Here is a 25,023-nt window from a genome sequence, read left to right as displayed (position 1 = left end):
GGTCGATGTTGATTTTGCTCAACCTCTCGCCGTCGAAGAGGCCCTGGCTCTCGGTGCTGCCGAACGAGGCCCGGTAGTTGTAGTTCTCTTCGGCCTTGCCGACGGCTACGTTGTGGGTCTGGGTAAAGCCGGTGTTGAAATATTGGTCGAACTTGTTGCCGTAGTCCTTGTACTGCAGCTCCTGACCCAGCCAGCCGGTATAGGTGTGGCCGTCGAGCGGGGCGCCGAAACTCTCGAATACGTTCGGGTCGAATACGCCGCCTTTACCTTGTCCGTAGGTGGTCTGCTGCTCGAGCGAAGAGGCTACGCTGGTTCAGGTGAAGTTGCCCGAGTAGGTGACGCCGAATCCTTTCTCCTTGACACCGCGTTTCGTGGTGATGAGGATGACACCGTTTCAGGCTCGTGAACCGTAGAGGGCGGCTGCATTCGGGCCCTTCAGTACCGAGATCGACTCGATGTCTTCGGGGTTGATGTCGACAGCCGAGCCTCCCCGGTCGACACCGCCGAAGAGCGAAGCGTCGGAGCTGCTGTTGTCGCTGAAGGGTACACCGTCGACAACCCACAGCGGCTGGTTGTTGTCGGTCAACGACGAGTTACCGCGCAGGGTAATCTTGGTCGAACCGCTCAAACCGGTGCCGGCCGTGTTCATTTGCAGACCGGCCACCTTGCCGCTCAAGGCTCCGATGACCGAGGGGTCGCCGGTCGTGTTCAGTTTGTCGGCCTTGATGTCTTGCACGGCATAGCCCAACATCTTCTTTTCACGTTTGATACCGAGAGCCGTTACCACGACCTCGTCGAGATTCTGGGTGCTTTCGCCCATCTCGATGGCAAAGAAGGTACGGTCGCCTACCTTCACACTCACGGGGTTGTAGCCGACGTAGCTGAATTCGAGTACGGCTTCGGGACTCGAAACCGACAGACCGAAGTTTCCGTCCAAGTCGGTAATCATGCCATTGGTCGTTCCCTTTTCCACTACACTTACGCCGATTAACGGCTCGCCATTCTTATCCTTGACGGTTCCAGAGACAGCAATCTTTCCTTGCACGACTCCCGAAGCCGATGAATCGGCCATGGAATCCGCGCTCTTTTCGGTTGCATAAGCTGTCAGGCTGGAAGAAAATAAAGCGGCACAAAGCAACACACAGTTTGCTCCTGTCATTTTCAGTTTAAATACCATAGAACATTTATTAGATTTTTATATGATTAGATTCCTCTTTATATCTTGTTTTTCAAATAATTAGAATAGGTACATAACTCTCGTAAGGTATAATTCGACAACAAATTATACAGGTTAAAACTATTTTACAAAAATTTACTGTTAATATTTGGGTTTGCGATTATTAACATAAAATTGGATTTCTCGCATACCTGTTGATACAGGCGGGTAGAGCCGGTATGGCCCTTGAGTAGGAAAGGGGGAAAGTGTTGATTGACAGTTTGCAAGTGATAAATCGAAAGAGCCGTAACAGGTTCCGCATTTGCGGGCTTGTTACGACTCTCTATTGGACGATTCGAGGAAGTTTGGTTTCAATTTGAAAGTAGCGAGGTCTTTGTTTCAAGAGGGAACCGTGCACTTTCCCCGAATGGGATTATTGTGCTCAACAGTATTTGTCGAGGCGGTCGAGTGCCTGTTGGGCATCTTCGTATCCCAGTTCGAGCGCCTGTTGATACAGTTTTTTGGCCTGCGGGTAATTCTGCTCGACTCCCAGTCCGTATTCAAAAGCTTCGCCCAGTACCTGATAGGCCCGGCCATACTTCTCGTTCAGGCAGGGTTCCAGCAGGTCGTAGGCTTTCTCCGGGTCTTGTTGCGTGCCTTGTCCGTAGAAAAACATTCGGGCCAGGTCGATGCGGGCCGACATGTTTCCGTGCTCGACGGCCTTTGCCAGGTAGGAGCAGGCCCGTTTGTAATCTTTGGGCAGACCTTTGCCCTCGAGGTAGTTGAGTGCCAGGTAGCGCATCGAGCCCGAGTCGCCCAGTTCGCACCCTCTGAGGTACATCTTGTTGGCCAACTCGATATTCTGGGCCGTTGCGGTACCTTGTTCGTAGAGCAGCCCCAACAGGCAGCAGGCCTCGGGGTAGTTGGCATCGTAGGCCTTTTGCAGATAGTCGAGGGCCACCTTCATGTTGCGGGCTACGCCTTCGCCAAAGTAGTAGATGCGCCCCAGGTGGTACATGGCCCAGGCGTTGCCCTTGTCGGCAGCCTTTCGCAGGTAGAAGGCGGCCATGGCGTTGTTCTGGGGAACGCCTTGTCCCATCATGTAGAGCGAGGCCATGCCTTTGATGGCGTTTATCTCGTCGGCATCGATACCCTTCTGGTAGTAACGTTTGGCCTCGGCATAGTCGCGAATCTCGTCGGGGCCGTTGCGGTAGATGTCGCCGATGAAGCCCAGGGCGTAGGTGTATCCCCGTTGGGCCGCTTTTTTCAGGTATTGCAGTGCCAGTTGGGGGTCATGTATTTCGTTGGGACCGTTCCAGTAGAGGAACCCCAGGTTGAAGTAGCCGTAGACGCTGTCGCGCTCGGCTGCCTGTTTGTACAGTTCGAGCGCCTTCGTCTCGTCGGCAGCGACGCCCCGGCCGTAGAAATACATGTCGCCCAGTTGGTTGAACGACTCGGCGTGACCCTTTTCCGCCAGGTGCGAGAAGTAGGCGAAGGCCGTCTTGAACTGAGCCTTGTCGAGAGCCTCCTTGGCCTCGTTGAACAGTTCGTCGTCGCTCTTGTCGGGAATCTCGACCTCGCTGGTGTTCTCGTCGACCAGGTTCTGTTGCAGCTGTTCGAGCCACTCCCGGGCATTCTCGAAGCCTTGCGCGATTGCCTTCTGGTAGTATTCGATTGCCTTGCGGGTATCCTTTTCGAGTTGCCCGATGCCGTCGGTGTGGAGGCGCCCCAGCCAGTAGGAGGACTTGCCGTATCCCTTGTCCGAGGCCGTCGAGAAGCAGGCGATGGCTTTGGAGATGTTGGCGGGGACAATCTCGCCGAAGAGGTAGAGCTCGCCTATCTTGTTGATGGCCGCCTCTACACCGTTGTCGGCCGCCAGCTGGTAGTATCGGATAGCCGCTTCGGGGTTGGGCTCTATCCCTTCGATACCCCCTTCGAAGAGGAGACCCAGTTGGAAAGAGGCCTGGTGGTTGCCCCGTCGGGAGGCTTCGGTGAGGAGTGCGACCTCGCGTTGGCTGTCGGGCTGCAGGCCGCCGCGTCCGTTGTGCAGGTAGTAACAGAAGCGTCGCATGGCGTTGGAGTCGCCCTGCTCGATAGCCTTTTGCAGGTAGTAGACTGCCATCCGCTCGTTTTCGTCGTTCTCCTCGGCATTCATGTAGATACCTCCCAGGAAGTTGTTGGCCTGTCCCGTTTCGTCGTATTCGGCGGCGCGTTCGTAGTACTTCTTGGCCAGTTCGATGTCGCAGGGAACCCCCAGCCCGGTCTCGTAAATGAGCCCGATGTGAATCAGAGCACTGGCATCTTTGGGATACTCTTCGATGTATTGCTGGTAGTAGTCGAGAGCCTGCCGGGCCCCCTCCTCGGTATCGAGCATGTCGTAGTATCGGGCCAGGTCGCGGTTGGCGGCCGTGTAGCCTTGCTCAACGGCCAGACGGAGCATGGCCAGCCCCTTGTCGATGTCGCGGGGCACCTCGTCGGCTCCGCGCAGGAGCATGAACCCGCAACTGTACGAACCGTAGCCCGACCCCTTTTGCGAGGCTTTTGCAAAGTAGTCGTAGGCCTTGGCCATGTCGGCGGGTACCGACTCGCCGTTGAAGTAGAGGTCGCCCAGGTCGTTCATGGCCTGGATGTACCCCAGGTTGGCCGCCTGGGTGAGCAGATTGACATACCGTTCGGTCTCTTTCGCCTCGAGCGCCTGACGGGCGTCGAGGTAGGCCTGTTTGGCAAAGGGGTCTACCCCTTGCTCTTCGTCGGGCGAGGCTTGGTCGGCCTCCATCTGGTTGAGCAGCTGGAAGGCGCTCTCGTTGCCCATGGCGGCCGCCTGGCTCAGGTATTCCATCGCCTTTTCGCGGTTGGGGGCGGTCCCCTGGCCGCGCAGGTACATGAATCCTACCGAGTAGAAGGCGTAGGGATAGCCCTCGTCGCAGGCCTTCAGGTAATATTCCAGCGCTTTGGCGAAGTCTCGTTCTACCCCCTTGCCGGCATAGTAGAGGTCGCCCAGCTCGGTCAGGGCCCGGTAGTGGTTGGCCTCGGCCGCTTTTCCATACCAGTAGAGCGCCTTTTCGTAGTCGACGGTGAGCCCGTCTTCGGCCGAGTACATGTCGCCCAGGTTGCACATGGCGTCGGGCAGATTCTGCTCGGCCGCCTTGGTAAACCAGTTGGTGGCCCTCACGGGGTTTACCTTGACATTCCAGCCGAAGCGGTAGGCTTTGCCCATGTAGTTCTGGGCGTAGGAGTATCCGGCCTCGGCGGCCTGTTGTATGAGACTGAAACCCTTTTCGGTCTCACCGGCAACCTCTTTCTCAATCATGAGCATGCCCAGCCGGTAAAGGCACGAGGGGATACCGGCGTTAGCTCCCCGCTGGTACCATTCGGTGGCTTTGAGTATGTTTTTCTGCACGCCGTCGCCCTCTTCGTAGATGAGGCCGAGGGTGAAGAGGCAGGTAGGTTCGTTGTTGCGGGCGCCCATCTCGTACCATTTGATGGCCTCCTTCATGTCGCGACGACAGCCGAAAGAGCCGTAGTAATGGTATTCGCCCATGTTTTTCTGGGCCTCGGTGTAGCCGTTTTCGGCGGCGAGTTTCATGTATTTGATGACTTGAGCATGGTCCTGCTCGACAAAGAGCCCCTTCATGTACATGAAAGCGAGGGAGTATTGGGCGTAGGCGTTGTTGCTTTGGGCGGCATTGGAGAACCAGTAGTAGGCCTGTTCGTAGTCGACCTCGACCCCGGTGCCGTAGAAGTAGATGTCGCCCAAGCGGTTGGCCGCCTCGGCTTCACCCATCTGAGCCGCTTGCAGCAGCGGGGCGATGGCCTCGGTGTACCGTTCGATGTCGCACAGGTCGATGCCACGTTGCAGAAACTCGTGGCTGAGGCTCTGGGTCATGCCTGCCTGTCGGCCGGCCTGCTCGAACTTCAGGGCCTTCTGGTAGAGTTCGCTGGCCTGGGGGGCGGCATAGTCCTGGGGTGTCATCTTCTCGACGGCAATGCGCATGAGTCCCTCGTAGGCAATGTCGGCATGTTCGCCCTCGGCGATATGGGTCAGATAGGCGATGGCCTTTTCGTATCCGTTTTCCTGTCCCGACTGCATGTAGAGTTCGGCAATGGCCTTGATGGCGTCGACATATCCAGCCTCGGCCGCTTTCTGGAAATACTCCTCGGCCTTCTGCAGGTTGGGGCTGACTACCCCCTTGGCCTCGTAGTAGGCCAAACCCAGGAAGTAGTAGGCGTCGGGGATTTGCAGGGCCTCGGCCTTGCGGAAGTAGTCCATCGCCTTGAATTCGTCCATCTCGGTGCCGCGGCCGTAGAAGTAGAGCTCGCCCAGTTTGCAGAGGCAGATGCCGTCGTTGAGTTGGGCGCCCCGCTTGCACCAGTCGAAGAGTTCGCTCAGGCGGTCGGGGTCGTCCTGGATGTGGCGGATGACCTCGTGGATGGCATCGATGTCGTTGCGCTTGGCAGCTTTGATGTAGAACTCGAGCTCGCGGCCGGCGAAGGAGGCGGGGGCCTCTCCGCTCTCAATGAGTTGGGCTATCTTGAGGTAGGCGGGCGAGAAGCGCTGCTCGGCCGAGGCCAGATAGAGGCTCCAGGCCTTCGGCTTGTTGACCGGGGTGCCGAAGCCCCCTTCGTACATGGTGGCCAGGTAGTAGAGCCCGAGGCTGTCGCCCAGGTCGGCCGACTTGGTGAACCAGCGGAATGCCTGGGAATTGCCTTTGTTGTCGGGCATGTTGTAGTAGATGAGGGCCAACCCGTTCATGCCGTCGGGGTTCCCCATCTGCGCGGCACGGTAGTAGGCTTGTTGTGCCTTCTCGAGGTCCTGGTATTTCTCGTCGAACTGATAGAGAAGGCCCAGTTCGAAGTAGGCGTCGATATACTCCTTGTCGAGGGCGCGCTGTATCCACTCGAGTCGTTTGTCCGAGTTGCCCCGTTCCATCTCGAGGTAGGAGAGCTTGATCATCGACCACTCGTCGTCGCGCTCTTCGGCCAGTTGGCGATATGTCTTTTCGGCCTCTTCCCGGTTTATGGGCAGGCCGTAGCCGTTTTCCTTCATGTAGGCAATCTCGCCCAGGGCCATGATGTTGTTCTGGGCGGCGGCATTTTTGTAGTAGGAGAGGGCCGTGTCGTAGTTTTGCTCGACATGGATGCCGTTTTCGTACATGTTGCCCAGCAGGTATTGGGCGTAGGAGTTGCCTTTCTCGGCCGCTTTCTGGAACCATTCGTAGGCCTTCCCGTAGTCGCGCCCTTTCAGGCTGCCCCGATAGTAGACCCTCCCCACGATGACCTGGGCGAAATCCATGCCCTCTTCGGCATAGGGAAGGAAGGTATCCAGAATTTCGGGCCACAACTGGTAGCCCCGCACCTTGTTGCAGAGGATGTCGCAGAGCAGATGCTGAGCCTCGATGTTGTTGGCGACGGCCAGCTTCAACAGCATCTCCGAGGCCTCTTTGTATTTGTGGTTGCGGTAGAGCTTCACGGCCTCCTGGTAGATGGCCGGGCTGACTCCGCTGCCGGTGGCTGCCACCTTGTTGGGGCTCTTTCCTTCACCCCCTTCGGCCGCAGCACTGGTAGGGCGAAATTCGGTCCGGAGCGGAGCTGGTTGGGGCTCGGGCTGACGCTCGCTGAGCAGTTGTGCCTCGAGTGCCTGGTCTATCTTCGAGTCGATGATGTTGAGGATGCTCGTAATCATGTGGTCCCACTGGGCCTTGTCGTTGAGGTAGTTGCACAGGGGCTGCGTCTCCGAGGGGTGAATCTGCCGCTGGTAAATCCAGTCGATGATGCGCTTTGACTTCTCGGTGATGTTGCCGATGAGCAGAGGCACGATTTTCATGTCGTTCTGCTCGACCTGCTCCCGTATCCATACCAGTTCCTTGTTGACGATATAGTCCGACGAGACGAAGCTCTCGCTGATGAGCAGAATGGAGATGTGCGCCTGGACGATGTGGCTGTGAATCTCTTCGTCCCACTTTTCGCCGATGACCAAACCTTCGTCGAACCATATTTCGGCGTCGGGGCTGGTGTGGCGTCTGATGCGGGGAATGAGGTGAATATTACCGGGACCTTCGAGAACCCACTCCTTGTCTTCGTGGGCATAACTGATGAAAATGCGAGCTTTAGCCATGGCATGTAAGATTTATCTGTTGTTGTATTATTCGATTGTTATAAATAGAGAGGGTGTGTGATTATGATATCTATCGTAACAAAGATAATTCTTTTCGGCTCCAGACCGTCGGGATGGCATTATGTTCTATAACACAAAAGGCTGCCTGCGGGCAGCCTTTTGTGTAGAATTTATGGAGGAGCTTATTGGGCCTCTTTGCGGATAAATACCAGTCCCGAGGTGTCGTTGCCGCCTTCGCCCCAGGCTTCGACTTCGATGAAGAAGGGGGTACCGGCCTCGAACGCGTCGACCGAGAAACGGTATGCGGTGGTACCATCGTTCGAGTCGGAGGTCGACGATTGGGCTACCTCGGCCAGCAGTTCGTCACGTTTGTAGAGTTTCAGTCCGCCCAGTTGCAGCGAGTTTTCGCCCTTGGTAGGAATGAAGGTGATGACGTAGTCGCCGTTCCCGGCAATCTTGCCCGTGCACTCGAATCTCCACGGGGCCTTTTGGGTCTGGACGATGAGGGGTTTCCATTCGGCGGTGAACTCGCCGTACGGCTTGTAGGCTGAGTAGTCGGGGGCAAAGTAGATGGGCAGCGAGTAGTGGGTGTCGGTCACTACGGTGATGGCGTGGAAGTCGCTCTTGTCGGCTACCGTTACCGGGCCGGTGTAGATGGGCGAGTGTACCGTGGGATAGGAACCGTCGGTGGTGTAGCGTATGACAGCCTGGTCGATGGCCGGAGTCAGGGTGAATCGCAGGGCTCCGTTATCGACCGTCTCCATCTTCTCGATATGAGGTTCGGGTACGCGGTAGTGGCACCCCTTGGCATCGAGCCGTGCAAAGTGAGTGGCCAGGCGGTAGCTGAAGTCGGGGTAGTTGCGGGCGGCTTGCGGGGTCCAGGCTACCTCGGAGAGGGCGAGCAGACGGGGGAAGGTGAGGTACTCGGCATAGTTTTCCGACCGGTTCTCGTCGAGGCAATCAATCTCTTGCAGCACGGTTCCGTGGATGAACTGGTCGCTCCAGAAGCAGCCTTGCACACCGAGTACGGTCGACTCGGGGGAGTAGTCGTTGACCTCCATGCCGTAGCACTTCTCGACCGAAATCGGGGGCATCCAGGTAGCCGCTTTCACCTCGCCGGGAGTCGAGCTCTCGGGGAAGTCGAAATACATGTGCGTGGCCGGTGAGAGTATGGCCTTGTGTCCGGTCTTGGTCGCCTCGATGGTGTCGGCCACATTGTGCCAGAACACCCCTACGACAGGCGTTTTTACCTCGCCCCGGAGCAGAATCTCTTCCCACCCTACGACGGTGCGGTTCTTCTCTTTCATCATCTCGGCCACGACATTGGTCAGATAGCCTTGCAGGTCCGAGGCCTTTTTCAATCCTTCTCGCTGGATGATTGCCTGGCAGTGGGGACACGATTCCCACCGCACATAGTTGGCCTCGTCGCCGCCGATGTTGATGTAGGCGCTGGGGAAGAGAGCCACCGTCTCGTCCAGAATATCGCGCAGGAACTGGATAGAGCTCTCTTTGCCCACACACAGCAGATCTTTGCTGATGAAGTGTTGCGTGGGCACCTCGTGTTGCAGGCCGGTGCAACTGAGCCAGGGGTAGGCCACGATGGCCGACAGGATATGGGCCGGGAACTCAATCTCGGGGATAATCTCGACATTGCGCACCTGGGCGTAGGCAATCAGCTCCTTGATATCTTCCTGGGTATAGTATCCGCCCAGACGCTTGGCATCGGTACCGGCCCAGGCTCCCACCTCGGTGAGGCGGGGATACTTCTTGATTTCGAGGCGCCAACCCGAGTCGTCGATGAGGTGCAGCTGCAGTTTGTTGAGCTTGTACATGGCCATCATGTCGATATACTTCTTTACAAACTCCTTGTGGTAGAAGTAGCGGGCCACGTCGAGCATCATGCCCCGCCACGGACGGTTGGGGGCATCGTATACCGTCACGGCCGGAGCCGACCACACGACATCGTGCTGGCGACGGTCGCTGTACACCTCGGTTGGGAAGAGCTGCAGCAACGTCTGTATGCCGTAGAAGACACCCCCGCGGTCTTCGCCCGTCACGGTGATGCTCTTGGGGGTCACGGTCAGGCGGTACCCTTCGGGGTGACCCACCTCGCCCGGTTTCAGTTCGAGGCGGATGGTCGCCTTGCGGGCCTCGGGTTTCAGCGTCAGGTCCCAGCCGGTCGACTGACCGAGCAGCTGTTGCAGATATTCGGCCTGCTCCTCGAGCGCGGCATCGTAGCCGATGGTCGCTTTGGCGGTGAGCACGAAGTGGCCTTCGCCCTCTTCGACCCGGAGCGGTTTGGGTATCAGGTTGAGTTCGCCGGCCCAGGCCGTTGAGAGGGAACAAATGGTTACCAGCAGGGCTACCAGTCGTTTCCCTCGTAGAATGATGTCATGTTTCATAAGCACTTTATGGTTTTTAAATTTGAAAAATCGGGAGATAACGGTATCGTGTAGAATGTTTTTCAGATGATATTAACTTGTTGTTTCTTATGGATTTACGTTTGTATTCTTTCTTGCGGGGCTTTCTGAACAAGTAAAGATACGTAAATATTTTTATTCCCCACGCATTATCTGGGAAAAATGGCTATTGCATATATCAAACGAACGCTTAACTTTGTGAGCGTATATGTTTGTCTCGCTACAACTTAGGGGACTCTCGTAATACAGATATGGGGGCCTTAACATCGTAAATTGGATAGTATGAAAACAAAATCACCTGTCTATATTCATTTGGGCGAGGCGGTTGAAAATCCGCCGGTGGGCAGCAGCCACTGGTTTGGCTATCCCGACCTGCCGCCCGACGTGGAGATTCCGCAAATCGAGGAGGGCGGAGAGTCGTATGCGTTGACTCTGGTTTGCCAGATCAATCTGTCGGAGCTCCCGTTGCAGCCGGCACAGAAGGGGCTTCTGCTCTTTTTTGCCGATATTGCCTACTATGGCGGTCATTGGGACGAGCCGTCGATTGGCTCGGATATTTCGGACAACCGGGTCTGCCGGGTGGTCTATGTGCCGGCCGAGAAGATGGGTACACTGGTGAGTTGCCGCGAATACTTTTTCGAACAGGACGAGCCGAAGTCCATCGGCTTGACGTTCAATCGGGATAAACCGACGTTGGCCGAGCCCGAGCTGCAGTTGTTCGGGCGAACCGATCATCTGGAGTGGGAAGACTGGCCGAGCCCTTGCGAAGGGTGGCAACTGCTCTTGATGATGGACTCGATGTCGGGAGCAGACTATTCTTATAATTTCATCGACTGGGGTGTCTTGTGTTTCCTGATTGAGTGTGAGGCCCTCGAACGGAACGATTTTTCGAATGTAAGAACCTTAATTTTATCCACATGATACTGTTTGTTACTCTTGTGACCGATGCGTTAGGCACTGTTTCGCGCGACCATTACAGTGTTTCGCCCGACGCCGTAGACCGGGGCATCTATGTGAATGCTCTTTTCCCGGAGAGTTATGGCGATTTTGTCAAGGCTATCCGTGTACAAAGTGTAGACGGAGGAGAGGCTGTGCAGATAACGAGCCAGTATGGCTCGTGCAAATATTCGGCATATGAACACGCCCAATGGGAGTCGGGCTCAATCGGGTTGAGCTATGCTTCGTGCAAGGTGTTCATAAGTTTGGTCCCCAAATATATGCCTACCTGGGACATCTTGACCGTCAAGCACGAGGGGGCTATCCTGGTGTTCCAACGCGAAGACATTGTGGCCGGAGCTCATCTCGGGACTGTCCGTCCTCGTGTAGACGGCAGCCAGATTCCTTGGTTGGATACGCGGGTTGAATTTGCCGGCGACGACAGGGTTATGCTCAGCGCCTCCGAGCGAATTATGGTTGTCTTGGGGGGAGAGCCTGTCGTGTCGGGTGAGGAGACGTATGAATTGTGCTCCTTCTCGACCATCGTCTACGAATGGGACGACCTGGAGAACAAACCCGTGAAGTTCATTGTCGATACCCAGGACCTGACCGCCAGCGCCGACGATGCCGAGGCCGCACTCCGGGTGGCCGACTCTATCGAAGAGCAGCAGCCCGAGATGCTCGAGATTGTGGCCCGCTATATGGAGCATGCCGCCGATCTGGGCTCGGAAGAGGCCTTGGCCTGGTTGCGCGACTATCACGAGGTAGACGACTCGCGGAATCACCCGTATGTGTAGCCGACCCGATTAGTTGGATATAGTTTTATCTATTTCTTCTCATGTTTATAAGCGATATGATAGGCAATATCTTTTGCAATAAGCCATCGCTTTAAAACCACCGGCGCGACAAACAAACCGCACAGTCTGCGAGGGAGTAGGGATGAGGTAGGGATGAGGTAGGGATGAGGAAGCAAACAGATACCATGCTATTCTGGGAGAGTAGAAGGCAAACTAAGTTGTTTGCCCTCTACTCGATTATTGTCTATCGAAAGATGTGCTCTTTTATGGCTTGACCTTCAACTGTTTGATTATGTCGTCGCAGGCCCTAAGCACTTTTCGGTCAATGAAATACTGGATACAGATACCGGCAAAGATAGCCACGCACATGAAGGTGATGGCAGCGATGCCCCGCTCCGGGACGCGGAATGTGTTGTAGATTGCCGGAAATATGAAGCACATGAGACCTATCGCCAGAACCCACGAGACTGTATTGACAATCATGTAGTTCCGTTTGAATTTCCGTAATCGGGTTACCGTCGAGAGCAGGTCGTCTGCGCCGTATTCTATTTTCCCGAGTTTGTGGTATATGAATACATAACCCATCAGCAGCAGTACATAGAACGCTGCAAGCATGCCGGCAAGGCACATGTCAAGTCCCTTGATATAGGAGGCTGCCAATATAATCAGTATCGCTGCACCTACACCGGCCAGGGTGGTTCTCCTGTTTGAATCCAGCACATCGACATGGTTCCGCAAAACCAGTTCCATAAGTTGCCGGTTGATAATCAACTGTTTGTCCATATCTGCCTTGAGATAGTCATAGTCCGACTTCATTTGCCGGAGTTCATCATACATGGATAAATTGTCGTTCTGCATAGCCTTTTACTTAATTGTTCATTTTCTTAAGCTCCTCTTTAATCCTGTAGAGTTGGAAGGAGACATTCTTTACGGAAATGCCTATGACCGCCCCGATTTCTTCATAAGACAATCCTTCAAGCCACAGGAGAATCAGAGCACGGTCAACCAGTCCGAGGCGGTTTATCCTGTCATACAGACGTCTTACTTGCAGGGTCCTGTCGCTTATTTCTTCAAAGAAATCGACATCGATGCTTAACGGGATATGTTTGATTCCCTTTCTTTTCCTTTTCTGTCCGTTAATGCAGGTGTTGAGGCTTACACGGTAGATCCAGGTTCTGGCATCTGACTCTCCGCGGAATGCGTCATATCCTTTCCAGAGCCTGATCAGCACATCTTGAAAAAGGTCTTCCGCCTCCTCTCTGCTTCCGGAAAACATATAGCAGACGGTATAGATAACGGTCTTGTGCTGCTCTACCAATCGGGTGAATTGCTGTTCCTTCTGTTCCATCATGATTTCAGATTTCTACCCTATTAGACAACAAAGTATCTGAAAAACTATAAATCATCGGTTATATTTTCGTCGTTTGAGGCTATCAAACACGTTTGGATAAACAAATAAATCCCTGCTAATCTGTTCGATTAACAGGGATTTATTTGTTATCTTGCGCTTAAGAACGCATCAATACTCTTCCTCGTTGAAGAAGTTTATATATATTGATTATTAACATATTATGCATAAATTAATGAAGTTTGCGCAAACAAACTACGCCGTCTGAGACGGTCTGAGGCGATGGGAATGGGATACAGACAAACAATAATTTTCATTCTTTACAACAACCTTACTCAAATGTAAACGTATATAATGGATACATCTTTTGTAGCTTACATTCCCACTTATCCGGCAACTGTTTGTACTGCCACTGATGTCTTCTTCCACATACTCTATTCCCTACAATGGTGCGCCCCATAAAGACTTTAAAATTTGAGTCGAAATCCTCATGAAAGCCAAGATCCTTATGATTACCTGCTATCCAAAGTTGACCGTCAGTAATTATATCAAAAAAAATGGCAAGACGCCTATCGTCCCATTTGGGACCAGTAAAGCACCTATTTCTTTCGTCCGAAAAGAATTCATCTTGTTTCCTGCCTATGAAATCAGATAAGTCATCCTGAGTAAACGCATATGTATAATTATTACTGATCTCCTTATAGAATCTTAAGAAAGCACCATGACGTACAATCCGTTTCCATGAAGAAGTTTCATAATTCCTGTCGTAGTATGGACTCACTCGCCTCCAAAATGCATTCCCTTCGCTGTCTTCATAATGGAGGAGAATTCGCTTGAGAAGGATCTCGTTTCTTGATGTTGCATCCTTAGGGAACATGACATCATAGTTATGTATCAAATTTTCAAGAGCTTCTTTAACATCAATATTGAGAACGGCAATATCCTCGAGATAACTGATGATTGTATCACCTCCGACGTCTTCGCCATCAAGGAAATAGGATTTGTCTTGAATCTTCCAAATTAAAGATTCAATCTCAGGATCATTTATATATCTTGAAACATATAAATGTTCTTTAGATATGAATTTACGGTTTTCCTCATCGAGTTCAACCAAATTCGTCATATTGCAACGAGTGGAATGAATAGTTTGAACAAAAGTCTCTAATGACGTATCATTGGTTTTCCTTGAATGAAAGTTAAGGTAGCAGAGATGCATGAGTCTAACAAAGGTCATTTTATTGATTCGTTCCGGATTCTTTGATGACTTTTCGAGAAAGTAATAGTAGAACAATGGCCACAGAAAGACTGCGTTTTCTCTTTGAGTCGTGTCAGTGTCTTTTTCAATAAGCCATTTAGCATCTGTTGTATTGATTTTTGCCCAAATATCTTGTTTCAAAGTACTAATCCAGTCAGTATAGTATCCTGGATATATTTGTTGCAATTCTTTGTTCCAATCCGTGTCAACCATGAATTGCAGAGCCTCTACTGAGTTTTTCATATCTTCAATGGAGCCAAGTTGAATCTTTAAGCTATTTTCCATTGCGTCTATACATGCAATGAGATTATTGAAGCCTTTGTCTGCATCATAGTTTGCCTTACTGCCGCACCCTTTGGCTCGATTCCGCCAAAAGTATGTTTGCCATTCTTCCCAAAGTCTTCCCCATTCCTTCAATTGAGACACCTCTGCTACTTTCAGCCTTCTTGATTTCTGCATTTCATTGTTTGACAGTTCTTCTCCTCTTGAGTTCATGGTGATGTAAAGTTCTTCTCCTTGAGAAGTTACATCAGTCTTAAAATGCCAAAAATGTATCTTGGTGAGAAGATAGTCATAATAGAAAGCATCGGAATTACTAAATACATCTTCAATGCATTTAATTGCTCTCATGATATTGCTGACGGTAATATCATTCTGATAGTCTTTCAAAAGCCAGCACGGATAAGTCTCATTGGTAATCTCTTTCAATGCTTGCAGACTATCGTCAGATTTAAAGTGCTCAACCAAATCATAGATAAACCTGTGTGTAAGTTGGCGAACCTTGTAGTCAAAAGCTATTGATCCGTCATCCCAACGTATCAGATTACAGAAATCCGTCATTCGGTTCTCCCTGACCGCTCTTACAAGTAGCAGGATAAATAGAGTCGTGAATCGTTGCTGGCCATCTATAAGGTATTCATCTACAATTCGGCTGGATAGGTCACGGATGTACTGAGGCTTGTAAGAATAGAGGAATCCTATATGATGGTTTTCTTGACTATGCGCATAATGACAATGTTCATCAATTTGTGCTTCGTCTCTAATGCTTTCCAAGAATGGAATAAGAACACTATTGCAATTGTCGGGACTGCCCCAAACATATTCTCTTTGTATCTCAGGAACTATAAAATCATGCAGAGAGAGTAGTGTTAGCAAATTCTCATCTCTCAAATATGTTTGTCTTTTCATAATAATATCATTAAAATAGGAAGTTCCTAATCTGACCTACAATGTATCGCCTCCTTAACACAATGTCTCTCTTATCCCATTGTAGCATATATGAAGGATCTGACCGTTGGTCTTCGGTTGCCATTATTTTTGAGAAGGCATCAAGGACATGTGGCCTGATATACTCGCCCTTTGCGGCTTTCTTCATAATGTCAAAATGCTTCTGTGTGTATGAGGCATTGCCATAACCTCTATTTATTTTATCTTGCAGAAGACAGACGTTTCCCAAAGAGTTTAGAGGTATAATCTCGTTTGTCATCTTATTGTTGAACCAATTTCTGAAGTTTTCATTGTCATGAATCCTGGTCCAATAGTAGTCAACTAATCCAAAGGCCCATTGTTCTGTTTTCTTGCCGTACCCACATTTATAGGCAATTTTAATGTAATCCTTTAATGTCTCGATCCGATATTCGGTGTTTAACGGCGTTTGCGGGAAGATATGCTCTTTATCCTCTTTGACAGCACAGAAATGCTGGGAATCCAGATTGGCAATTGGGAATTTGGTTGCTTTTGAGTTCTGAATACGGATAACATCCAAGAGTACCATAACAGGAATCATATCCTCATCGTCATACCAGTTTTGTTGGAAGTTTAAATCCTCATCCGAAAGGGTTTCCCCATTATCATCGGTGGTTTTGAGTACGGATTTGATCCAACCTTTCTCCCGAATCTTCTCTTTCAAGTTCGAGATGAATGATAAGCGGTTGTGAGAAAACCATAGATTTGTGAGTTCATTGAATGTCATTCCCAAATAGACAGCACAGTACATGACTAAATGGTACAACTCAGAATCATCGTACCAATATTCGACAAGACGCTGGATATCCTGTATATAAATAAACAGGCGACACAGATTATCAGAATGTTCAAAATACATCAGTTTGATTGTACCACTTCCTCTCAAAAGAGTATCTTCATGAATGCCAAGATAGTTTTGTCCTTCAGAAGTCTGAACTATCAACTTGTAGAGGGTATTAATGGGGTATCTACTTTCATCGAACTTTATGTGTTCTCCTTTTGAGTTGATATTTCTGGTGAAATATCTGAAATAATTCTGTCGCTCCTCGTTACACCACCAATTGTTGATTGAATCTAGTTTTAGGCCATTTTTTACACGATTCTCATTAAGAATAACATCATGCTTGATAGGATCATGAATATCTTCTACGTCCTTTCTGGCTACCCGGGTAATCACTATTGCACGAATAAGATCAGCCCCATCCAGAGGAACCCGCTTACCATTAAGGTTGTCAAACAAGTCGAACTCTTGATATGAATTAATTTGAGGAAGGTTGACAATCAATTTTACATGGTTCAGGATTTTGTCCTTCATCATATCTTTTTTTTCTGAATGTTCCTTGAACCACGATTCGATTGTTCTACATGCATTGTACATGTAAAATATATCCTGATAATTGTATTGATCGTCTTCTTCTATGCCCAGTTCGCTCCATTCCAGCAACCTGCCTCCTTGTTGACTAGCATTGTTTTTGAATGCTGACAACTTCCTGTTAAATACATAATTTTTAAGAAAATTCATTGATTCCTCACGGACATCATATTGCAATTTTCCTTCAACCAACTCAAATTCCCCAAAATATGCCAAAAGTAACGAAAGGGTTGTAAGTCTCTGTTGCCCATCAACTACATTATAATTTTTATCCTTTTGGGCTATTATTGTAATATTCTGGAGACAATAAAAGACATCGTTATCTCCATGAGTCTCGAAAGAGTCAATATCATCTAATAATTGCTCTATATCTGTTATCTTCCATTTATATCCACGTTGATATGCTGGAATTGTAAAATGTTCTCCAGATTTAAGATATTCCGCAAATAACTCTCGTACTGAAAAAATAAGTTCCATGTTCAAATAAAGTATTATGGCTTGTTATTATTTTCTATTGTTAATGTAAAATCTTTAGAAAACTAGACAATGCATTATACCAGTCTATAAAAACTGAATAACTATTCCAAGATTCATCATGAAGAAATTAACAAACTTATGATGTTAGCAACAGAGCCTGTCTTACCAATATTGAATACTTTACAAAAGTACAAAAACGCTCCAAATTTATCAAATAAAATTCCCTATATTTGCATTATTAAATCAAGACATAATATGAAACTAAATAGGATAAAAGCAGTATTGGCAGAGAAAGGAATTTCCCAGACATGGTTGGCAAAGCAACTTGGTAAAAGTTTCAGTATGGTGAATGCTTATGCATGCAATAGGATTCAACCAAACCTGGAGACCCTTCAGCAGATAGCTGTTATCCTACAGGTGGATTTAAAAGACCTGATAACCGATAAAGAAGAAAGGTGAAGCTCATGGAATATAAATTCAATGAAAATACACGTGTGCAGGTTCCTGCCGCCATGCATTTGTGTAGGCTTGGATATACTTATTTGGACAATATAACAGAATATGACAGTAAAACAAATATTCTGACGGATGTGTTTTTGCGTAGCGTTCAACGTTTGAATCCGGAACTGTCCGAATTACAGGCAAGACAATTGCTGAATGAAATCACATTGATACTTGACAATAATGACCTTGGAAGGGAGTTTTATAACAAACTGTCTTCCAATAGCAATATCAGGCTGATAGACTTTCAGGATGCTGATCGTAACGAATGGCATGTAACTACCGAATTCACTTGTGAAAATCAGGATAGCGGAGACAGTTTCAGACCGGACATAACATGTTTTGTAAACGGACTGCCATTAGCTTTTATTGAGGTCAAGAAGCCAAATAACCATGACGGCATTCTGGCAGAAAGGGAGCGTATCAACGTGCGGATGCGTAACGAAAAATTCAGAAGATTCTTGAATGTCACCCAGCTGATGATATTTTCCAACAATCAGGAATATGACAATGAAAACAGGGTTCCTATTCAAGGTGCGTTCTATTGCTGCTCTTCGAAGGATAAGGCTTTCTTCAATGTTTTCCGTGAGGCTGATAAAGATTTTGTGACTAAATATCCATATAAGGCCGTATCTGACAGTGTGGAGAAACAGATATTGCAACACCGGAATTGTGTCGTGATCAAGAATCTGCCTGATTACAATACGAACAAAGATACGAATACTCCAACCAACAGGATTCTGACATCAATGCTCAGCAAAGAGCGTTTTCTGTTTTTATTGAGATATGGTTTTGCCTATGTGGACAGAAAGATTGAACTGGAAGACGGCAGTAAGACTACACAGTTGGAAAAGCATGTAATGCGTTATCAGCAGCTTTTTGCCTCACTGGCCATTCGAAAGAAATTGGATAATGATATCAAGAGCGGTATTATCTGGCACACACAAGGCAGTGGAAAAACAGCCTTGGCATATTATTCCGTACGCAGTCTGACTGATTTTTATGCGGCAAAGAATACAGCTGTAAAATTTTATTTCATTGTTGACCGCCTTGACTTGATGGAGCAGGCCAAGGATGAATTTGTGGCAAGAGGACTGTTCGTCAGAACTGCAAACAGCAGGGATGAATTGATGTCAGATATACGCAGCACGAATTTGACAGAAAATGCGGAGGGTAAAGCTGAGATAATGGTGGTAAATATCCAGAAATTCAAACAGGATTCTGCCAAAATACAAATTGATTCCAATTACAGCATCCGGTTGCAACGTATTTTCTTTATTGATGAAGCGCATAGAGGATACAATCCACATGGAAGTTTCTTGGCAAACCTATTGGCAGCCGATAAGGATGCTATAAAAATTGCTTTGACAGGTACGCCTTTGTTAAAAGAGGAGAGGGAGTCATGGCGTGTATTCGGTGATTACATTGATACCTATTATTACGACAAGTCAATAGCAGACGGTTATACACTGAAACTCATGCGGGAACCTGTCGAAACAATCTATAAAGAGAAAATAGAGAATATTCTTGACAAGCTGGCAGGCGGCATAGAAGTCAGAAAAAGTGATATTGACCGCAACAAGATCATTGAACATGAATCTTACCTCAATGCATTGATAGACTATATTATTGCCGATTTCCGTCGGTTCCGTATCGAACAGGCTGATGATACTGTAGGTGCAATGATTGTGTGCAAGACAAATCCTCAAGCCCGTGAAATGTATCGTTTGTGGCAAGAGCGTTTCAACAAAGCTTTGTATATCGAAGGGAAACATGATGAAAGTCTGATGTTGGCGGCTGAACCTATGATTGCCTATGGATATCATGCAAAACCTTTGAGAGCTTCTTTGATTTTGCATGATGAAGGAGACAAGGAAGAGCGTAAGGCGTACATTGATGAGTACAAGAAAAAACTATCAGTCGATGTCCTGATTGTCAATCAGATGCTTCTGACTGGGTTCGATGCTCCCCGTTTGAAGAAACTCTATCTGGGTCGAAGTCTGGACGGACACGATTTGCTGCAGGCACTGACTAGAGTAAACAGACCATACCATAAATTCAAATATGGTTATGTAGTGGATTTTGTAAACATCAAGGAAAATTTTGATGCGACTAATGCCCGCTATCTGCGTGAACTGAATCGTACTGCCGATATTCAGGAAACAGGCGAAAAAGAAACAGTAGGAGAAGCTCTCATTGTAGATAAAGAGCTGATTGTAGAGCAGATAAAAGAAATCCGCAGCGTTTTATTCAATTATACATGCGACAATCCTGAAGAGTTCAGAAAGGAAATAGATGAGATTGAAAACAAAGACAATCTGTATACGCTCCGATCTACTCTTGAAAATGCCAAGGCAATCATTAACCAAGTAAGGGCTTTTGGCGATGAAGAGTTGAAAGATAAAATCAACAGTTTGCCTAAAGGTACTATTCCTACTCTGATCACTGAAGTTTCTCACCGTATAGAACGAATGAATTTTCTGGAAAGTACCGAACATAAGGCAGATGTATCTGGAATTATCAATGTCGCTCTTTCTGAACTGGAATTTGAGTTCAAAAAAGGCATTTCAGAAGAATTACGTATTATTGTCAACGATATTCGGGAGCGTTGTGAAAAAGTACAGGCTGAATTTGAAGCCAACTTTGACAAGGCGGAAGACAAGTATGTGATTTTGGCTGAAGAGTTCCGGGAATACTTCAGAAAGAAAGGCTTCGTTCCTCAAAATACGCAAGAAGCTAAAGAAAGCATTGATTATATGGATTCGGTAATGAAGAAAATCCGTGAGATAAACCGTCGCAATAATATACTCAAAAAGAAATATCAGGGAGACGAGCGCTTTGTCCGTATCCACAAGCGTATAGAAGAAGAAAATGAAAAACGAGAAAAGCCTCTTATTTCCAAAACTGAATACGAAATAGCAGAAAGTCTGTCAAAAATGAAGCGTGAGATTGATAACCGTATCTACCTTGATATAAACATCATAGCGAATGAAAACAGTTTCAAACGGGATACGTTGGCTATGATAGGCCATCAACTCGTCGACTTGGGGATAAAAGCGAGTCTTCCCGACAGGAAGTTTATCAACAATCTCATTGCAAATGAATATATAAACCAATACAATCAACTTTACTTGAGATAATATGGATGCAAATACGCAGAATATATCAGAAGCTACTATAGCCCTTATTGATTCATTGAAATCGACCACTTCCTATTTTGGTCTTGCCAATAGTGGTGGTGAGTACAAGATTATTACGGAAATGTTTCTGTATAAGTATTTCAATGATAAATTCGGATATGAAGCAAAGCGGGATAAGATATACGGAGAAAGATTGAGCAAGGCAGACAAGTGGGATGCGGAATATGATAAATTCACTGAAGAGGAAGTCGAAGATCTGTTCAGCTATCTTCCCGCATCTGTTCCGTTGCTTAAACCTGAGCATACATTGGCGCATTTGTATAATACTTCAGGAGCAGGAGATTTTTCAACACGTCTGGATGCGACACTGATTGACATTGCCAATCTGAATGCGGATACTTTTTCTGTTGTAACTTCAGGGAAAAGCAGAGTCAATATATTCAGTGCACTCACACAGTTTGTAACAGATCCGCAGAAAAGGGATGATTTTGCACGTTCATTGATGAGTGCCGTTGCTTCATTCAATTTTGAAAGTGTTTTTGCGGAAAAGTATGACTTCTTCTCACGGATATTTGAATATCTTATAAAGGATTACAACAATGCAGGGGGAGGGAAATATGCTGAGTATTACACTCCGAGAGCCATCGCACAAGTAATGGCTCGCCTGCTGGTCGGAGATGAAGCAAACCTACGTGGAGTGACCTGTTATGACCCATCGGCAGGAACAGGTACTTTGCTTATGGCTTTGGCTCATCAGATAGGTGAAGACCGTTGTACGATCTTCAGTCAAGACATATCGGAAAAATCCAGTGAGATGCTCCGGCTGAATCTCATTCTGAACAATCTGTCAGGAAGTCTTCCTAATGTTGTACAAGGGAATACTCTTACGGAACCATACCACAAGGAAGAAAACGGATCTCTCCGAAAATTCGATTTCGTTGTGTCCAATCCGCCATTCAATCTGGATTTCTCAGATTTTAGAGATACATTGGCTTCTGATACGGTGCGTTTTTGGGCGGGAGTCCCATCTGTGCCGGCAAAGAAGAAAGATTCAATGTCTATCTACTTGTGTTTTATCCAGCATCTCATCAATTCGCTGAAAACAAATGGCAAGGGGGCTATTGTCATTCCTACGGGATTCATTACAGCCAAAAGTGGTGTTGAAAGAAAAGTCCTGACGAAAATTGTAGATAACCGCTGGGTGTATGGCTGTATTTCTATGCCAAGCAATGTGTTCGCAAATACAGGTACGAATGTTTCCGTTCTGTTCTTTGACAAAGCTGCTTCTGCTGAGAAAGTCATATTGATTGATGCGAGCAAGTTAGGAGAGGAATATAAGGAAGGGAAAAATAAAAAACGTAGATTGCTGAAGGACGACATTGACTTAATTGTCAATACATTCAAAAATAAAGAAGCCATAGAGGATTTTTCGGTTGCGGTAAGCTATGATGAAATAAAGGAGAAAGGTTATTCGTTGTCTGCCGGACAGTATTTCGACATCAAGATTGACTATGTGGACATTACCGAAGAAGAGTTCAATAACCGCATGGCAAATTATAAGGCTGAACTGTCACGTCAATTTGCAGAGAGCCATCGTCTGGAGCAGGAGATAATGAAGCAGTTGGACGCTTTGCACTTTAATGTAAATGTTGGAAGTAATGAGTAAAGAATTGACCATCATAGATAAAGACTACATCCGGTGGGTGGAAGACCTTAGTGTACGCTATCGTCAAAGTCAAATTAAAGCAGCGGTCAGGGTTAACCGTGAGTTGCTTAAATATTACTGGGAACTTGGTCGTGACATAGAAGAAATGCGTGTGGAAGAACGGTGGGGTGAGAAAGTCATCAAGAACCTTTCTGTGGATTTACAACGCAGGAATCCCAACGCCACAGGCCTTTCTCGAACCAACATATATTACGCAAAGAAATTCTATCTACTTTATTCTCAGTATTTAAAAGTTGTCCCACAAGCTGTGGAACAATTAGAAGAGAGAAAAGTGCCACAACCTGTGGCAGAATCCTCGAAACCTGTCCCACAAGCTGTGGGACAATTGGAAGAAATGCTTTTTTCCATACCTTGGGGGCATCACCGTTATTTGATGGACAGGTACAGTAAAGAACCGGCAAAGGCTCTCTTCTATGTGAGAAAGACTATGGAAGAGGGTTGGAGTCGAGACACATTGCTCAACTTTATGGATAGCGGCCTGTATGAACGGGAAGGAAAGGCTTTGACAAATTTCACCCGCACATTGCCGGAAGCGACAAGCGATCTTGCACAAGAACTGACAAAAGACCCTTATAACTTTGCCTTTACAGGAATAACTCAACCTTATAATGAGCATATTCTCAAAGATGCGCTGCTTGCCAATATCTCGCAATTCCTGCTGGAACTCGGTACCGGATTCGCATACATAGGCAAAGAGTATAGACTTCAGATCGGACAAAAGGAGAAATTTATCGATCTGCTTTTCTACAACTTGAATCTATCATGCTATGTAGTGATTGAAGTAAAAATCGGCGAATTTGATTTTCAAGACCTCGGACAGTTAAGCGGCTATGTGGTCGCTTGTAATCATATTCTTAGAAAAGAGGGAAGAGACAATCCTACAATCGGTTTGCTTATTTGCCGCCAAAAGGATTCAATGCTTGCCCAATACGCATTGGAAGGCAGCAATCTCCCATTGGGAATATCTGAATATGAGCTATCAAAACTTTATCCAGAAAAAGTGGAGGGAACTATGCCTACTATCGAAGAGATTGAAGCAAGATTAGGTGAAAATCTAAATGGAAAACAAACTGAATTATGATCGACAACCTGGTTCAATGGGCTACCTTATTAAGCCCAATAATTAGTGTAATTGCTATAGTTGCCGCACTAAAAGTAGCCAACGGTTCATCTAAGGATGCGCAAAAGCAGATTGCTGCAATTCGTCACTTGCTTGATGTGTTTGTAGCTGCTAATAATCTGGATATAGTAGAAGCACAACGAAAATATCAAGAGCAACTTGCAAAATTGGATAAAGAGATTGAAGATGCTCAAATGAAGTTTGATATGGTATCCCCTTTTATAGGAGGAGCAAAAATTCACCAGATCATGGCTGTGCAAGAAAAGGCGGAACAGAAAGCGCATCTCGATCAGTTATTGACTAAGCGCATGGAGATTGAAGTAAATTTATCTTTAATTCAAGATTATATTAAAAAAGCAACACGGTAAATGGAATTGAAAAAATATAAGCTTGGAGAAATCCTCGATGTCACAAGAGGGACAAGTCTCAGTGGCGAGTTTTATGCCACCGAGGGTGAATACATCCGTCTGACTTGTGGTAACTTTGACTATCAGAATAATTGCTTCAAAGAGAATAAGTCCAAAGATAATCTCTATTATACAGGTGACTTTCGGTCTGAGTTCTTAATGGAAAAAGGAGATATTATCACTCCTTTGACAGAACAGGCTATAGGTCTGCTTGGCTCAACTGCTATTATTCCCGAAAGTGGCAAATATATCCAAAGCCAAGATGTGGCAAAAATTATTTGCAAAGAGGACTTGTTAGACAAAGATTTTGCATTTTATCTTATATCCTCTACTTTGGTCAAACAGCAACTAAGTGCAGCTGCCCAACAAACAAAAATTCGCCACACTTCACCAGATAAAATTAAGGATTGCACCGTGTGGATTCCTGAATTGGCAGAACAGAAACGTATTAGCAAGTTGCTTTGTGGTCTTGACCGCAAAATAGAGCTTAACAGAGCTATAAATCAGAATTTACCGATACTTGGCCATTCATCAGGAGAGGCAAAAGTTCGTTACTCTGTTTAGTGAGTTCTATGTTACAGAATATATTCTTAGTCCATTCTTCAAATAATGGCTTGACAATATTTTTAAATTTGTTTGCAATTTTCAGATCTGGAATAATAATTGGCAATTCTTTGAGATATTTGAAATGGCGAGAATACCCTGGATTGGGAATTTGCAATGCACTTACTGCCAAATACAAATAGTATTGAGATACAGCCTTGTTTGAGGAATATAAAATTTGGGTACCATCAGCTCCTCGTGCAAAATCAAAGTCCAAGAATTTGACCTTTGTGGAGTGGTCGCCAAACAAAACCGCAGGATGTCGTGTTAAAAGATGGTCAATTTCATTTGTAAAGCCAGCAATATACGAATCACTTTGGTCTATAATTGGATATTTCCCACAAGAAAGATATTCCTTCGTTTCATACCGTTTTGTTGTAGGATACTTAGGGACAGTCGTTTAAT

15 protein-coding genes are annotated in these 25,023 nt (G+C 47.2%); 8 read left to right on the top strand and 7 right to left on the bottom strand.

The window, feature by feature from the left end; translation table 11 throughout:
* Positions 1–394 precede the first annotated feature (394 nt).
* The 3 genes from NW211_RS10520 to NW211_RS10510 form a co-directional block, all read right to left on the bottom strand.
* Entirely contained in the window at positions 395–1,072 is a 678-nt protein-coding gene (locus NW211_RS10520; protein ID WP_258327812.1) for a carboxypeptidase-like regulatory domain-containing protein, read from the bottom strand.
* Between the two features lie 526 nt (positions 1,073–1,598).
* Positions 1,599–7,271 carry a TIR domain-containing protein gene (locus tag NW211_RS10515; protein ID WP_258327811.1) on the bottom strand — a complete coding sequence of 1,891 codons (5,673 nt, stop codon included), beginning with the start codon at positions 7,269–7,271 and terminating at the stop codon, positions 1,599–1,601.
* Between the two features lie 182 nt (positions 7,272–7,453).
* Positions 7,454–9,673, bottom strand: coding sequence for a beta-N-acetylhexosaminidase (locus NW211_RS10510; protein ID WP_258327810.1), 2,220 nt, complete (start codon positions 9,671–9,673; stop codon positions 7,454–7,456).
* A gap of 300 nt (positions 9,674–9,973) precedes the next feature.
* Between NW211_RS10510 and NW211_RS10505 the strand changes: the two genes are divergently transcribed.
* On the top strand, positions 9,974–10,612 hold the full coding sequence (locus NW211_RS10505) for a YwqG family protein (protein ID WP_258327809.1): 639 nt from the start codon (positions 9,974–9,976) through the stop codon (positions 10,610–10,612).
* Positions 10,609–11,424 (top strand): hypothetical protein, encoded by an 816-nt coding sequence (locus NW211_RS10500; RefSeq protein WP_258327808.1) that lies wholly within the window; start codon positions 10,609–10,611, stop codon positions 11,422–11,424. The genes NW211_RS10505 and NW211_RS10500 overlap by 4 nt, the downstream gene beginning before the upstream one ends.
* A 264-nt stretch (positions 11,425–11,688) precedes the next feature.
* On the opposite strand, the gene NW211_RS10495 is transcribed toward NW211_RS10500, so the two are convergent.
* From NW211_RS10495 to NW211_RS10480, 4 genes are all read right to left on the bottom strand, one after another.
* On the bottom strand, positions 11,689–12,282 hold the full coding sequence (locus NW211_RS10495; RefSeq protein WP_087409493.1) for a hypothetical protein: 594 nt from the start codon (positions 12,280–12,282) through the stop codon (positions 11,689–11,691).
* A 10-nt stretch (positions 12,283–12,292) separates the two neighbouring features.
* The gene (locus NW211_RS10490) at positions 12,293–12,772 is read right to left on the bottom strand and encodes an RNA polymerase sigma factor (RefSeq protein ID WP_258327838.1); all 480 of its coding nucleotides are present in this window, start codon (positions 12,770–12,772) and stop codon (positions 12,293–12,295) included.
* Positions 12,773–13,103: 331 nt separating this feature from the next.
* The gene (locus NW211_RS10485) at positions 13,104–15,215 is read right to left on the bottom strand and encodes a DUF262 domain-containing protein (protein WP_258327807.1); all 2,112 of its coding nucleotides are present in this window, start codon (positions 15,213–15,215) and stop codon (positions 13,104–13,106) included.
* Between the two features lie 10 nt (positions 15,216–15,225).
* Positions 15,226–17,121, bottom strand: coding sequence for a DUF262 domain-containing protein (locus NW211_RS10480; RefSeq protein ID WP_258327806.1), 1,896 nt, complete (start codon positions 17,119–17,121; stop codon positions 15,226–15,228).
* A gap of 255 nt (positions 17,122–17,376) precedes the next feature.
* On the opposite strand from NW211_RS10480, the gene NW211_RS10475 reads away from it, so the two are divergent.
* The 6 genes from NW211_RS10475 to NW211_RS10450 are packed head-to-tail and all read left to right on the top strand — an operon-like array spanning position 17,377 to position 24,579.
* Complete coding sequence (locus NW211_RS10475) at positions 17,377–17,580, top strand: helix-turn-helix domain-containing protein (protein ID WP_008863164.1); 204 nt, start codon at positions 17,377–17,379, stop codon at positions 17,578–17,580.
* Positions 17,581–17,585: 5 nt separating this feature from the next.
* The gene (locus tag NW211_RS10470) at positions 17,586–20,762 is read left to right on the top strand and encodes a type I restriction endonuclease (protein WP_258327805.1); all 3,177 of its coding nucleotides are present in this window, start codon (positions 17,586–17,588) and stop codon (positions 20,760–20,762) included.
* Between the two features lies 1 nt (position 20,763).
* Positions 20,764–22,428, top strand: a complete 1,665-nt coding sequence (locus NW211_RS10465) for a class I SAM-dependent DNA methyltransferase (RefSeq protein WP_258327804.1) — start codon at positions 20,764–20,766, stop codon at positions 22,426–22,428.
* Entirely contained in the window at positions 22,421–23,569 is a 1,149-nt protein-coding gene (locus NW211_RS10460) for a YhcG family protein (RefSeq protein WP_258327803.1), read from the top strand. The genes NW211_RS10465 and NW211_RS10460 overlap by 8 nt, the downstream gene beginning before the upstream one ends.
* The gene (locus NW211_RS10455; protein ID WP_258327802.1) at positions 23,566–23,976 is read left to right on the top strand and encodes a hypothetical protein; all 411 of its coding nucleotides are present in this window, start codon (positions 23,566–23,568) and stop codon (positions 23,974–23,976) included. Before NW211_RS10460 ends, NW211_RS10455 begins: the two co-directional genes overlap by 4 nt.
* The gene (locus NW211_RS10450; protein WP_258327801.1) at positions 23,977–24,579 is read left to right on the top strand and encodes a restriction endonuclease subunit S; all 603 of its coding nucleotides are present in this window, start codon (positions 23,977–23,979) and stop codon (positions 24,577–24,579) included. It abuts the gene before it with no gap.
* Positions 24,580–25,023 lie beyond the last annotated feature (444 nt).

The sequence above is a fragment of the Barnesiella sp. ET7 genome (genome assembly GCF_024733785.1).
Lineage (GTDB): Bacteria > Bacteroidota > Bacteroidia > Bacteroidales > Barnesiellaceae > Barnesiella > Barnesiella merdigallinarum.
This window is presented reverse-complemented; position numbering and strand designations above follow the sequence as displayed.